The following is a 15,083-nucleotide window of genomic DNA, read 5'->3' as shown; positions in this document are numbered from 1 at the left end:
TAATTTATAGTTAAAACAATTTGATAAATATGAACTTTATCCTTGAAATAATTTTCTTCGCAGAGCCTTCTTCAATTATTGAGAAAATCATTTATTAGTTTTTTTCGTAAATGAGAAGTCGAATAGAGTTTGATTCTAAAGGAGACGATAATTTTACTTTTAAATTTCTAGGTGCCGTGGCTTTAACGAAACGATAACCCGGAACCTCAACCGAAAATTTATTAGTATTTTCTATATTCTGGTTCCAAACTATAACACCCACTTTATTTTCACTTAAAAACCCTTTGGCCAAAATATCCTTACCCGAAAATTTTATACCATCTTCGTCAATAAACTTACCTTCCTTAAGAAATGAAGCGTTGTCCTTTTGGAATTTTATTAAATCATGAGCATAGGATGCAGTTTCTTCAGCTGAATCCTCGGTCATCGTATTAATTTGTGGGTAGTAATTAACATGGTTGCTTGTATAACTTTCCTTACTTGGTATAGCTCCAGATTTCAAATATTCAACATCTGGCATATATCTAATCATTATCTCGTGCATAAAACCATATAAAGCATCGTAGTTTGCAACAGTTCTACTCAGCGCAGGACTTGAATTTACATTTAACACTTTAACTTCGGGAAATGTATACCTTAATAATTCGGGAAATCCATTAGGCTGACTGTGAAGGCTTAACGAATGAAATACATCAACATCACCTAGTAAATGATCTGAAATTCCTTCTGTAATAATGCTAAACTCGGGGTCTATTTCTTTTAATTTATTTCGAATATCGCTCATCATTTTAACCTTATATTGAGCATCTGCCTCCTGAGGTAATTTATGATCATGATGCGTAGAGTAGCACATTGAGGCGCTACGAACCGCCACTTGGTCAATGTAAAAAGCATCAACACCGAGAGATTGAGCGTTCAAAGCTAGGTCTAACATTGTTTTTCTCCATAAAGAAGAGCCATAACAAGCTTGCACATGAATTACTGGTGTAGTATTTGAATATTTGAGGTATGTCTCTACCTTGGGACCTCTCTTCGTTTCTTCCAATTTTATCGTCTCAATGCCGTTATTAAGATAATAATCGGTAGATGAATCAATGAGTGTTCCATTCGAGTAAACTATTACTTTAAACCCTCTCTTTTGGGCTACTTCAATCGCTTTTTTAACATCTTGAACTCCACCAAGTAAATTATCGGGCATGTAATCTGGGTACAAACGATCATGTCCTCCTACTCCCCAGCCCCACAATCCTATTAAATCAATATTTCTCTTTTCAGCAATATCACAGAGTTCGTTCATATCTTTATATTCCCACATTACCTTACCATTTTGCTGCTTCAAAATGGTAAGCATAAGACCAGACACTTCTTTTGTCCAATTTGAAACCGTTGCTAGGTTAAAATTCCGATCATACCATGCCCTATAAAACTTGGCCGCCTCATACCAATTACCCTTGTATGGCTTTACAACAACATCAGGAACGGTATACTGGGTAGTATTAATAGGAAAAAGCCACGATGTCATGTAAGTCTCATCAACACTTGAATAGCTTAAATTAATATCTTTCATTTTAAATTCAGAATCGTGACCCCCTACATATATTGCCGATTCATCGGAATTGATAGAAAACCACGGCATAGCCCCTCCCTTTGAACCGGGATAATTCAAAGTTTTACTACCAAACTCAGTAGCACTTTTATAACGTTGACCTTGGCCTACCGGCCAATAAATTGCACAATCCTTATTCCCAGTTTTCAAACCAGCAAGATTCGGATACGCTAATTCTTTGATTACGAAATCTTTATGGCTACTTTTCAAAGAGCCTGAAAAACTAAACGCATCGTTCTTAACGGAAATCGTGAAATCAACATTTATAGGCAATTGATTATTATCAATTGAAAAATTATTTTTGACTAAATGTATTACTCCTTCAATAATTTTTACCTGTACACTTTCATCAGGTATTAACTCATTTTCCACCCCTGTCTCACTATTCTTGATTGTGACTTTCCACAGATCATAAATAGAGCTATTTACTATAATGGTCTTACTTTTTGTTTCAAAAATCTTGAGGTTCCCTTGTTGGTCAATGCTCAGTGTGGCATTAGTTGTTTTCAATTCATGTACTTGGGAAGATGCATATAAATTATAAGTTGTAGTACATAAAACACCTATCAAAATCAGAATGTTAATATAAATTCCGATGCGCATAATTAATATTTTTAGATTATTAACACTAGTATATCTTGCATACGAACAGCATTGATAAGTTTGCTTAGGCATTTACTAAAAATGGATAACTATTTAAAGTCCGTTTTTCATTAATATGGAGGAGATAAAACTATTGCTCTAACTTCCTCTAAAAAACCTGTAATTATGCAACTAAGAATAGAGCTGATTAATTCTTGAAAAATTAAAAGTTAAATAATTATATTAATAATTACTACAATGAAAATTTACAGGTCTCGCCTTTATTAAAATTTAACGTCGGATTTATTTAGCACCACCAATTTATTATATAAAAAAAGAATTACCACTAGACCCTAAAAACCATCTTCAGACAGAAAATTAATAATGGATTGCATCTGGCAATTTTTAACCAGATGCACTCCTTTTTTTACTTAGTATCCCGGGTTCTGTTTCATATTCGGGTTAATTAGGATTTCCTTTGAAGGAATTGGCCATAAATAATGGACATTCTTATCAAAATACCTTTCGGTAAGAATTTTAATATAGCCTTTGTTGAACATCGATGTAAAATCGGTTACGCCATCTTCATCAATAGGGGGAGTTTCAGGAAAAAACCATAACCCTGGTTCAATTATTTTTATTCTTTGTTCAGGTGGATCGATCATACCATAATTTTTGGTATTAAGTACCTTTTCAGCCAATCTCCACCTAACAATGTCCGCATGTCTTAACCCTTCCCATGCAAACTCCATCCGCCTTTCAATTCTTAGCGACCTCCTCAATTGTGATTGGTCCGTAGAAGTAAGTGCAGGATAATCTGATGTTTGGGTATAGTCTACTTTATAGGCACGAGCCCGAACTCGGTTGATCGCCTCAAGTACCGACGCGTCTATTTCATTTAATTCGATCATAGCTTCGGCGTAGATAAGCAGAACATCGGCATAGCGTATTACATGATGTTCCGGTGCCACGTTAAAATCATCGAACCAATCTGAATCATATCCTTTTTTCCATCCTATACCATTGAACGATGCCCATTGAATAACTCCTCTAGAATCAGAATTGAGAACACGTTCCCCGGTAAGGTAATTTGTTGTTTGAAGTGAATCGGGATGAGGTTGATAGATTGTCCCTCCATGTTGGGTTCCAAATTCTATAATCGTTGCGGTACATCTAGGGTCCCGATTGTCAAATGGTCTCTGAGGGTTGTACAGAGGGGATTCATCAATCGGCAAACCGTCCTCACACAGAAAAGAGTTAAACAAATCCCAAGAGGGCCATACGAACATATTGCCCCCATTACTACGCGGAGAAACATGTCTTGCATTCTCCGGTCTCATATAATCTCCTTCTTGCCAACTACCCAAAGACACCGATTGTGCAATAGAAAAAACGGATTCAATGGAATTTTGGGTTTTGGATTGGAAAAGTTCTTCGAAATCGGGATAAAGACCATACTGGCTTAAATCCATGCATGCCTTTGCTGCATCCCGGGCCGCCACCCAATCCTCCATGTAAAGGGCAATACGCGATTTCATAGCAAGAGCAGCACCTTTGGTGGCATATTGTGTGCCAGAATAGGTTTCAGGCAATATCGACACCGCATAATCGTAGTCGGCGTATATATTTTTCAAAACATCCATTTTGTCAATTCTGCCAATAGCGAAGGCTTCATCAATACTCAATGTACTATCTATGTAGGGAACATCTCCCCAATAGAATATTAATTTTGAGTACATACTAGCCCTTACAAACCTGGCATTGGCCTTATAAAGGTTTAACTTGTCTTCCGTAATCTCGTACTTCGGGGAATCTAAGTTTTCCAATAACCGATTCGCAGCGGAAATGCCTTTATAGTAAAAAGACCACCAATCTTCCACATAAGAAGTTTGACCATTGATGGTACCCCCGGTAACAGAGGTTACTGTGTTTCTATTGGCCCAATCATCCGAAAAACTATCTAGCCAACCACCTCCTTCGAAATATAGGGGGTCTGGATTGGGATTCCAAAATCTAATATCGAACAAATAATTCAATGATGTTTCAACTTCCTGATCACTTAAAAACCAAGTTTCACTTGAAACCTCCGCCAAAGGATTTAGATCAAGAGAACTATCATCGCACCCCATTAATAGAAAAACTATTAATAAAGCTCCATTTATTTTATTAATTATACTTTTCATATCGCAAAATTTTTATATTTAAAGTTTTATAGAAATACCCAATGCAAAAGATTTTGTAACAAAATATCCAGATGACGAAAACTGAGGATCCCAACCCTCGGGGAATTTATCAATGGAAAAAGGATTAGTTACGTTTCCATAAATTCTGAAATCTTGAATCTTCAGCTTTTCAATAATTGAATCAGGTAATGACCAACCTAAAACGAGGTTTTTCACTCGAAGAAAACCGCCATTGATCAACCAGTAATCAGATGTAACATAATTATTCCCATTATTCCTATTTGTTCCTCCCGCAGCTACCGAAGATAATCTTGGATAAAAAGCATTTGCATTCTCCTCAGGTGAGTTATATGTACTCCAATAATTTCCGTCAACAAAAGCAGGTGATCCCAATGCTCCACCCCTAACACCTTCAACTACCAAAGTGTTCAAATATTTGTTTTGTTGTCCAATGCCATAGACAACCAAATTAAAATCAAAATTTTTATATCTTAAAAAAAGATTTCCACCATATTCAAATCGAGGTAAGGAACCACCTAATAATACTTTATCATATTCTGGTGATATAACTCCATCTGGTATGCCATCTGGACCACTAATATCGGTATATTTGACATCACCAGGTTGAACTCTATTATTAATTGTTGCCGAATTGGCCACTTCATCCGCTGTTTGGTACAGGCCTTCAGCTTTATACCCGAACCATTCATCAAATTCACTTCCTTCATATTTCACCAGATCTCCAAGGAATTGGGTCCCACCCAAATCTCCCATTCTGGTTCTAGAATCAGAAACATTACCAGAAAATTTATAATAAAAATCACCAATATTATTATTATAACTTATAGCCAAATCCCATCCTTTTGTATCCATTAAACCAGTATTCTGATTAGGATTATCCAACCCAATATAATCGGGTATCTCTAAGGGTAGTAACATGTCACTCGTTTTTTTCTTATAATAATCAGCGACTATAGACAATTTGTTATCTAAAAAACTAGCGTCAATACCAAAATTAACTGTACGAGTTGTTTCCCATGAAATATCCGGAACAACAAATCTTGGGACATAAGCCGCTTGGCTCGCTGATACATTTGATCCATTATAGAATAAGGCATTGGTAAATGCAAGGGTTGCCTGATAAGGATAATTCCCAATTCTTTCATTTCCCAAGGTTCCCCAGGATGCCCTAAACTTTAAAAATGATATAGGTGTAAAGTCTTTCAAGAAAGATTCTTCCGAAACTACCCAGCCAGCTGAAAGAGATGGAAATAAACCCCATCTATGCCCCTTACCAAAACGGGCAGATCCATCATATCGGGCATTCGCCTGAATTAGGTATTTAGATTTGTAGTTATAATCAATCCTTCCAAAATACGATCTACTGGCATATTCCCAAGCAGTTCCCGAATTATCTCTTAAATCGATAGGACCTAGATCTAAATACGGAAAATTATCAAGATCGTATTGCTGCCTAGAAGCACTAAGCTGCTCGTTAAATGAAGTGAAATTTTCATAACCTCCCAGTGCATTCAACGAATGATTTCCAAATGCTTTGGAATAATTGATCAATAACTGCGTAGTTAATCTATAACTATCATTTCTCTGCTCACTAAGACTTGTTTTTTGAACACCATTAACATATCCCGTAATTATACTTGGATCTTCCCAAGTGGTCATTGGAAGTGCCAAAAAATGATCCTTACTCTTATAAAAATCTAAGTTAGGAGCGACTATCCCAGAAATTTTCAACCCATCAATAGGAGTAAAATCAAGGGCAAGTCTTCCACTAACTTCATTAGTCCAAATTTCATTTGTACCACCGCTTAATGCTCTTGCTATATAATTCTCCCCATTTCTGTAATTGGCCACTCTTCCATCGGACCAATATGCAATCTCCGTTGGCTCATTCGCCAAAAGAGATGCAGTAATAGTATTCTGCGGACGTTTGACATTAGAATTCATGTATTGAATATCAAGGTGAGCCGTCAATTTCTTATTAAAAACTATATCATTATTAACTCTCGCAGTAATTTGTTTATACGGGTTACTACCCATAACAGGCTCTTCAGAGTCATAGGACACTGAACCTCGTGTAGAAACCTTATTCTGGCCTGCCGAAAAACTTATTGTATGACTTTGACGAAGGGCAAAGTCATTTACATAATCATTCCAATCCGAATCTGGATATAAATTTGGATTAGAAGCATTTAGTGATTCATAATTCTCAATATATTCTTGAGCAAATCTGGGATATTCTGTCCCTACATTACCGGCATCATTCCAAATTAATTCATTGACCATTTCCATATACCTTGTTGCACCTGAATATGTAGGTAATCTTGTTGGCCTACTATAACCAGATACAGCATCATAGGAAAAGCTTAGCTCCCCAGATTTTGCCCTTTTGGTCGTAATTACAACAACCCCAGCTGCAGCTTTTGAACCATAAATGGAGGCAGCGGCCGCATCCTTCAAAACAGAAATGCTTTCAATATCAGTCGATCGTATATTAGAAAGACTTCCTGGAACACCGTCAATAATTATCAAAGGATTACTATCACCTATAGTTGTTACCCCTCTTACCCTAATAGAGCCAACAGATCCAGGAACAGCATTGTCATTGGAAACTGTAACCCCTGCCATAGACCCTTGCATAGCATCCGTTATTTTTAACGATGACTTATTGCGTGAAAGATCATCTCCATCAACAGAAGAAACTGAACCAGTTAAATCAGCCTTTTTTACCGTTCCATATCCAACTACCACCACTTCATCAAGGCCGTCAGCATCCTCCACCATATTTACGGAAATGCTGGATTTTCCCATCAATGGCATTTCATTTGTTGAAAATCCTACATAAGAAATAATAAGTATGGCATTTTTATCTGCTACCTCAATGCTAAATTGGCCATCAAAGTCAGCGGTAACACCATTAACAGTTCCCTTTTCAACAACATTCGCACCAGGAAGAGGTGTTCCATTTAAGTCAACCACATTGCCATTTACCAAATGTTGTGCAGACGTATTTATGCAAAATAAGAGCCCAAATAAAACTAGAGCAATTGATGTTTTGCGATTATAATGAAACTTGTCGTAAAGCAAGTAAAGATTGATTTTTTTCATAATTGGCAAATTTTGGTTTAAAACGATTTTAATTTAATAATTATAGTGTGGTGTGGTGTAAAATTATTATAACCCGATTTGGAAAATTCAATGTTACCGATTTTAGAAATCAAGGAGGCAAAAACAAACATGAGACTGAAATAAAATTAAGGGTTTTCATATATAATTGACTTAATGGCATTACTATTTACTTTTTATATTTTTTTAGTTTTTAATATTGTAATCATACGATTGATGCCAAAAATAACTTACATGACCTAGGTTGTGGTGTGGTGTGGTGTCAAATATATATATTAAATTATGAATTCCGCAAACTTTTTTATTGTTTTTTAAAAATAAATTGTAATCGGCCAATAAATTAGGATAATTAGCAATATGAAATCTAGAATTGATATTAATCTTGAATCCAAGGCGCTTTTAATAAACCCTTTGCTGGTAACATATTACCCTTAATAGAATTGACATATATAAACTTGGGGACCTATAGCCCTCTTAAAATGACTTAGCGGAAGATTTGAACACTTCATAGAAGAATGTAAGAAAATGCTTTTGTCATTTTAAGGGAAAAAGTTGAATTAGAATCTACACAAGGTGAAGGATACTTTCAGAGTAATAAAAAAATAGAATGTTTTATCTATGGCTTGTAGTCTTTAGATCCCATACATAAAGCAATAAAAAAGTTTTGTTTATATTATTGCATAGGCTCCGAATTCCATAATGAAATTAGATATGACGGGATTAGATGAAATGAAATATTTCTAATTCCAAATGATTACTTAGGTGAGCAATTAAAAGAGCTTGCAATGGTAACCAAGCATATGAACCATTTCATTGGAAAATGATAAAGGAATCATGTCTTTCAATGATTGATATATTAATGAGATTATACTCGAGGGCTTGAAAGCACTTTCTATCAATTTTGCTCAAATGGGAAAACTGGCTGGACCAATGATTCTTGAAAAATCCTTAAAAAAATAAAATGTAACTATAAACCCGTGAGCTGCAAAAGTTTTTGATAATAATCTACTAACCTTCGACGCAAAATCAAGATTTTTGACATTTAATGACAGCATTCAATGCGTCATATTTTTCCCTATGAATATGGTTGGTTTAATTTCCAATGGTGGTTTTGAGATCATTCTGACGGAACGTCTTTTGAAGCACATGAAGGTTAATAGAATCTCTTGCGATATTTTTCAAAACAGTGACGGGTAATATGGTTAGACTAGTTCTTTTCCATATTACACTTCTTTACAATTCGTTTTAGATACTTATCAAACAGACTATTAGTGTTTGTAAATTTCTCAAACTCACTTTTTGGATTTTGAATCATTCAAAAACATAAAGATATAATCTGTGGACCTACTCCGCTTCATATATTAAGGATCCTTTTGGCCTTTTAAGGTATCTTAAGACTAACAGGTTTTTCATTATTGTAAATCGAATACAAGAAACGGCCATCTTTAAAGTCAGACCATTTCACTTCTAACACATCAGAAATTCTGATTCAAGCAAAATAAAGAGATAATAGCCACAAAATACTAGTATTCCATATACTTGTTTGTTATTCCTATTTCAAATCTTCTATCTTTAAAATTTCAATTCTAGTCAATCCGATTTTATGGACGGATGTTATTTTATTTTTTCCCACTCTCCAACAAATGAATAATATTTCCTATCCACTTCACCATTGGTAATTACTTTACTAAAGAGGGTGCGAATAAAAATTAATTGGTTAGTAAATGTTCGTGTTTTTGACCTAGTCATGTTACTCAAAAAGATTTATATCGATTTAAAATATGATGCCAATAAAAATACAATTCTACATACCAAGGACATAAGAATTCTGGAATTAAGGTCAACCAATATAGCTTTTTAAGCAAATATCATATTGGTTGTTATTAACCAAGGTACAACAGTGGCAATGTTTGGTTGCTCCATGCAAAATACCACTTTACGACATCAGAAATGCGCATAGTTTATATTCAATGACCTTTATCCGAAATCATATTATATAACCATTATTTACTAGAACCACTTTCCCTATATTCTTGTTTTGTTTCAAATTGTTTTGTGCCTCTTCAGCATTTTGAATCGGATGTACTTCATGAATGATTACACGAAGATCTCTTGAGCTAAATTTTGGCCATAGTTCATTTTCCAATCTTGACAAAATATTAGCTTTCATGGACAATGATCGACTTCTTAAGGTACTACCTATTAACCTTACACCCCTCTTAAAAAAATCTGTCATATCTATTTTGCTAATATCTCCACCTAAAGTTGCAAGAACTATCCATCGCCCCCCTCTCTCCATTGATTTTAAATAATCCCCAAGAGCTGGCCCTGCAACACAATCAATAGCTAAATTGACCCTATATTGGTTCAGGATACTGGCTACATCTTCCTTTTTCCGATTAATCACCACATCTGCGCCTAATCCTTGAACGAAATCTGCTTTTTTATCCGAACCCACTGTGGTAATAACTTTCGCCCCAATTAATTTTGCCAATTGTATGACCGCGGTACCAAGTCCACTTGCCCCTGCCTGTACAAAAACAGTTTCCCCTGATTTCAAATCTCCTTCAATGAATAAATTCAAGTATGCAGTCATAAATACTTCCGGAATAGCCGCTGCTTCAACCATAGATAATCCTTCTGGAACTGGCAAAACCAGATTAACCGGAACAGCTACTTTTTCGGCATAGCCACCCCCACCTAGAAGGGCGCAAACTTTATCTCCTTTTTTCCAGCGACCACTCTCGGGTGCTTCAAGGACTATACCTGAAACCTCGAGTCCCATCCATTCAGGCCAATCTTTTGGCGAAGGATAATTCCCTTCTCTTTGCAACAAATCTGCTCGATTCAGCGCCGCCGCATGAACCTCCATAATAATTTCATTATTCCTTCTAATAGGGTCTGGGACTTCACTCCAAACTAGGGATTTATCTGATTCAATTAAAATAGCATTCATATGGAACTTAAATTTTATTGATTACTTACACCATTTACTACTCTAATAATTACATCCAACTTATTCTTACACTACTCCCCATCTGTAGGACAGTTTAAAGATATTTATAATTACTTCCTTCCTTTTTATAGTTTTGCCTTTATAAACCAATACTATAAATTGTATTTAAATCTTGCTTTTCGAAAGGAAGCCCTGTTTAGAATATTTCTCCAATAACTTGTTTCCAATTATATATTTATGCCTTAGTGCTTCAATAGACCCCATAAATTGATAAGCCCCACAGATTGCAGATACAGCATAATAATGAAATTGAACGAGGGGCCCCTCATATTGTTCTCCTTAATTAGCAATTAGAAGTACCGTATTGAAAGAAGATAGTTCAATTTGATGGTCGCCTTCCCTATGGCACCAACCATAGTTCCTTCTAGGCTCGATAATGTTTAATTGTTAAATCACCCACTGTTCATATAAAATTGTACTAAATTAAAATAAATTACTTTTTTTTAGAAGTTTGTAGTACTTTTTCAATTTAAACACTAAATACACAGCGGATTAACTAATTGTCTTGTTTAACTAAAATTTTATAAATAATGCTAAATCGTAGAAATTTTTGCTCGACAGCCCTTTTAGGAACCTCATCTTTGCTTTTAGCAAATGATTTTATAGAAATACCAAATTTTGATAAAGTTCATTTACAATATGTCCCGATTGATCCAAGCGAAAGCAATAAATCTAAACTCCCTGTGCCCAAAGGACATCGCACTGCTTTTAACTACACTTATTTTTCGCTGGATGCATCACCGGATGGCCTGCATCTAAATTGCAACAACTTACCTTCAAATTACAAAGGAGATATTTATTTAAGATTACAGGTTGCTATTGACACTAGGATGGAGGATGAAGTTGAGGTTTATTTAGGCAGGTCTAATAAAAAAATTGGTCATCTATCAATATGGTATCCAACTGGGCTTCAGGTTTTTCAAACTTTACTTGATTGTGACCCAACTTTGCTTAAAGCTGAAGGACTTCGTTTAAAACAGTATCATGGTAAAAATACAATGTATTTCTATTCCACTATGGATGATAATGGATCTCATTTATTGTTAGCAGAACAAACACAAAAAACCGATGATTCAAATTGGATGCAAATGCTCTGTTCGGATCGTTCACTTCAACCTTTTGGATGGACCGAAGGGTGTACATTAGATGGTTTACAAGAATTATATTTACGTCAGAATAACAAACAGGCTCTTCAAGCGATTCAAAGTCATCTTGACAAATATCTTATTGATGAAAAACAACTTGTTTATTCAGACCTATTTGCTCGGCCAAAAGACAATACGTTTACTAATCTAGAGGCAGGGCTACCCTTTGCTACAATTGCGCAACACCGACCTCAACACCCTTCAATTAATCTGTTTGTAGACTACTGTAAAAACAATTTCGATGCGGAGGGAAACTATATTCCTGATGGTTTAAGTACGGAAGGATGTTATACTCTTGCATATCCTTTGGTCCAATTAGGAAAGATTCTAAATAAACCAGAACTATTTGAACTAGCAATCATAGAATTAGAAAAACGTATAAATTACCTAGCTGATGAAACTGGTGTTTATAATATAGGAAGTATTACAAAAGGTAAAACAATCGAGCGTCGAAATTGGGGAAGAGGATATGCATGGTTTTTACTTGGAATCGTAAAATCTGCGGAAATATTACAAAGTCAAAGCCTATTTAAAAACCATTCTAAAGTTAACAAAATGAAAGAAACATTCAGGCATTATTCGGAGCTTGCATTGAGCTTTCAAAGACCAGATTATAGTTGGGGTGCATATTTAGATCAGCCTTCGACTGGATTTGAAAGTACCGCCACCGCAGGCATTGCTGCTGCATTTGCTAATGGAAATAGAATAGGTTGGCTTCCAGAATTTTCAAAATCAGATTTAAATCATGTTTACATGAGGCTGTTAAATAGTACTACACCAGATGGATTTTTGAAAAATGTTACACAACATAATGCTGGTGATATAAATCTTTTACAGAGGGGATCTTATCGTGTTATAGCCCAATATGCACTAGGGTTTATGGGACAAATTAAAGCTCATTTATGAAATTTTCATCTAAAATTAAAATCAATAGAATTATCTGAGACTCTATCGCGGGTGCATTGTAATTTTATTTTTGTGCCCAAAATAGATTGAAAATCAACTATTTTGGGCACAAAAATATGATAAAGCACCAAACAAGGTTCTGAATATACTATAATTAAGACCTTGTCAGTAAGTCAGTTTCCATCCAAAAACTACCTTTAAATTGATTAATTAATGGTGGTCTTTCCGCTAAGAAGAAAGCCTTTTATGATTAAATGGGTAATTATTTTACTAGTTCCCAAAGTACTATTCCTTTATCCTCCAGCTTGTCATGAACTAAAACCAATTTATCAGTCAGTTCAATTTCTTGGACCTCCGTTGGTTTAAAAAGGCTCTTGCTGTTATATTCCTTAGAAAGGCTATTATTATGTCTACTGTCAATCACATACTTTTTTAATTGCACTTTCTTTCCTTTCATTCCAGGAAAAATACTCAGTAAATTTTCAATGTTCAATTTCACCTGTCGTTCTCCTGAGTAGTTTATGGCTTCAACAACCAGCCTGTTTCCTTCTGTAGTAGCTAGTACCAAATCTTTTCCATCAACTATATTATTTACAACTGCTTCCCTTCCTCTCAACATACTTAAAAGTTTCATGGAAAACCCAATTGGCAATGTGCGAATCTCACTTGCTTTGGTATCGACCTCATTTGGACCATCAAACCACATGAACTTAGTTTGAATTTCACTGTTATGAAAAAGCACCCATGGGAAAATTCGAACCCTAGGACTCTTAATGCTACTGAAATACAATGATTTCGGCAAATAAGCAGCGTTCATAAAATGATACTCTGGCTTATCTTCCCTGAAATGATACGGATCGTGCTCAGTCATAAAAAGCGGCAAATTATGGGGTATGTCATACTTCTTGAGTAATTCAATAATTTCTTCCTGACGATTTGAAGATGTTTCAATACTCTTATCGTAATCGTGCCAGGCAACAAAATCCAAACGTCTTTTTGAAGTAGGTTCTTCAGAATAAAACTGGAGAAACTTATCTATCTTGTCCAAAATGTGACCTGTAACAACAGGACCTCCCACCAAAATCTTATTTTCTTCTTGGAGTCCCAGTTCTTCATTGATTTCTACGACAGCTTGACTACCTAAACGATAGAATGTAAAATATTCCTCTGCAGTTCCATCCATAAAGGCCCCTACAGCATATTCGTTTCCTACTTCAACATATCGAATCTTGGGATACTTTTGCTTATAATGCTTTAATCCTGCTTTAAAAACCATCTTCCAATCTTCTAAAGAAATAGGTAATTTCCCATCTAACACATCTCTTTCATACCTACGGATAGTAAGCATTATTTCTTCACTGCTATTAGAAAAGGCGTCCATATACTGATAAAAGGTAGATGGCGATTCCTCTTGCCAATCCCATGATTCTCGCCACTTTTCTTCGACCTTTTTATACTTGTCAACACCAAGTTTATGGTTATATTCGAATTCTTTGTCCCTATAATCCCACATCTCATCTAAGTTAAGCCAACACTTCGTTATTTTAGCTTTACCAAGGGTTTCCTCAGCAACTTTAGCGAGTATAGGTGCTGGTGTCTTTTGAATTGATGTATTCCAATACCCAGTAAGATTTGGAAACTCACGAAAGGTTTTGGCAACATCAATATCCCTCGTTATTACAGGTGACTCTCTTTCATTAACATCTGATTTCGAAACATCCAATACTACTGGTTTTAGAAGTAAAAGAGGCAAAAACAAACATGAGACTGAAAAAATATTTATGATTTTCATATAAAATTGATTTATTGGTATTAGTTTTAACTTACTGTTTTTTAGTTATTAATTTGGTAATCGCAATTTTAATTTTAAAACAATCCTTATTTATAGTGTGGTGTGGTGTGGTTTCAAATATATAACAAAATAATAATCCTGCAAGGTTTTATATTTTATTTCAACAATTAATTATAATTAGTACATCAAATCATAATAATTAGAAGTATGATGATGAGAATTGATATCATTCTTGAGTCCATGGAGAAACTCCGCTTGTTGGCCAATAGAATCTGATTTATAAGCCTAGGGACCTTTTTCCATCTTTCAATTATATTGCAGCAGAGTTGAACATTTCAGAGAAGATTTTAAAATAAAGTTATACTATTCTAAGGAAAAAATTGTCGTAAAATAAACCCAAGGAAAAGAGTTTTTATATAAAAATAACCTTAATTAAAATTATAAATATCTAGTTGTTAGCTAAATTGGGAACATTCAAGTTGGAGAATTTAATACCCAATTCAGGGTATTAGTTCATAACATTATTTTATTTTTCCGTAAAAGCAATTGTAGGATATGTTAGATTTCTGCCTACGGGGTCAAAACAGCTATTGTCATTTACATTAACTATTAACCTGTGTTCGACTTAAGGATGAAGCAAAATGGAGCTAATTGTATAGTATTTTTTCTCACAAACTTGATTCTATGCTTAATTTTTTGAAAGGAATAT

The 15,083-nt window shown here is 34.9% G+C and carries 6 protein-coding genes; 1 reads left to right on the top strand and 5 read right to left on the bottom strand.

Annotation, left to right across the window (positions count from 1 at the left end):
* Nucleotides 1–94 precede the first annotated feature (94 nt).
* The 4 genes from KO529_RS04815 to KO529_RS04800 all read right to left on the bottom strand — a co-directional run bounded on the left by KO529_RS04815 (nucleotide 95) and on the right by KO529_RS04800 (nucleotide 10,471).
* Entirely contained in the window at nucleotides 95–2,209 is a 2,115-nt protein-coding gene (locus tag KO529_RS04815) for a DUF6259 domain-containing protein (protein WP_215946763.1), read from the bottom strand.
* 410 nt (nucleotides 2,210–2,619) lie between these two features.
* Nucleotides 2,620–4,371, bottom strand: a complete 1,752-nt coding sequence (locus KO529_RS04810; RefSeq protein ID WP_215946762.1) for a RagB/SusD family nutrient uptake outer membrane protein — start codon at nucleotides 4,369–4,371, stop codon at nucleotides 2,620–2,622.
* An 18-nt stretch (nucleotides 4,372–4,389) separates the two neighbouring features.
* Nucleotides 4,390–7,497 (bottom strand): SusC/RagA family TonB-linked outer membrane protein, encoded by a 3,108-nt coding sequence (locus KO529_RS04805; RefSeq protein ID WP_215946761.1) that lies wholly within the window; start codon nucleotides 7,495–7,497, stop codon nucleotides 4,390–4,392.
* A gap of 2,005 nt (nucleotides 7,498–9,502) precedes the next feature.
* Complete coding sequence (locus tag KO529_RS04800) at nucleotides 9,503–10,471, bottom strand: NAD(P)H-quinone oxidoreductase (protein ID WP_215946760.1); 969 nt, start codon at nucleotides 10,469–10,471, stop codon at nucleotides 9,503–9,505.
* Nucleotides 10,472–11,061: 590 nt separating this feature from the next.
* Between KO529_RS04800 and KO529_RS04795 the strand changes: the two genes are divergently transcribed.
* Nucleotides 11,062–12,582, top strand: a complete 1,521-nt coding sequence (locus KO529_RS04795; protein ID WP_215946759.1) for a glycoside hydrolase family 88 protein — start codon at nucleotides 11,062–11,064, stop codon at nucleotides 12,580–12,582.
* Nucleotides 12,583–12,844: 262 nt separating this feature from the next.
* Here KO529_RS04795 and KO529_RS04790 read toward each other — a convergent pair whose 3' ends face one another.
* Complete coding sequence (locus KO529_RS04790; protein WP_215946758.1) at nucleotides 12,845–14,374, bottom strand: GH39 family glycosyl hydrolase; 1,530 nt, start codon at nucleotides 14,372–14,374, stop codon at nucleotides 12,845–12,847.
* Nucleotides 14,375–15,083 lie beyond the last annotated feature (709 nt).

This window comes from Arenibacter algicola, assembly GCF_018860365.1.
In the GTDB taxonomy this organism is placed as follows: domain Bacteria; phylum Bacteroidota; class Bacteroidia; order Flavobacteriales; family Flavobacteriaceae; genus Arenibacter; species Arenibacter algicola_B.
The sequence above is the reverse complement of the archived record's forward strand: the minus strand, read 5'-3'. Positions and strand labels throughout refer to the sequence as shown.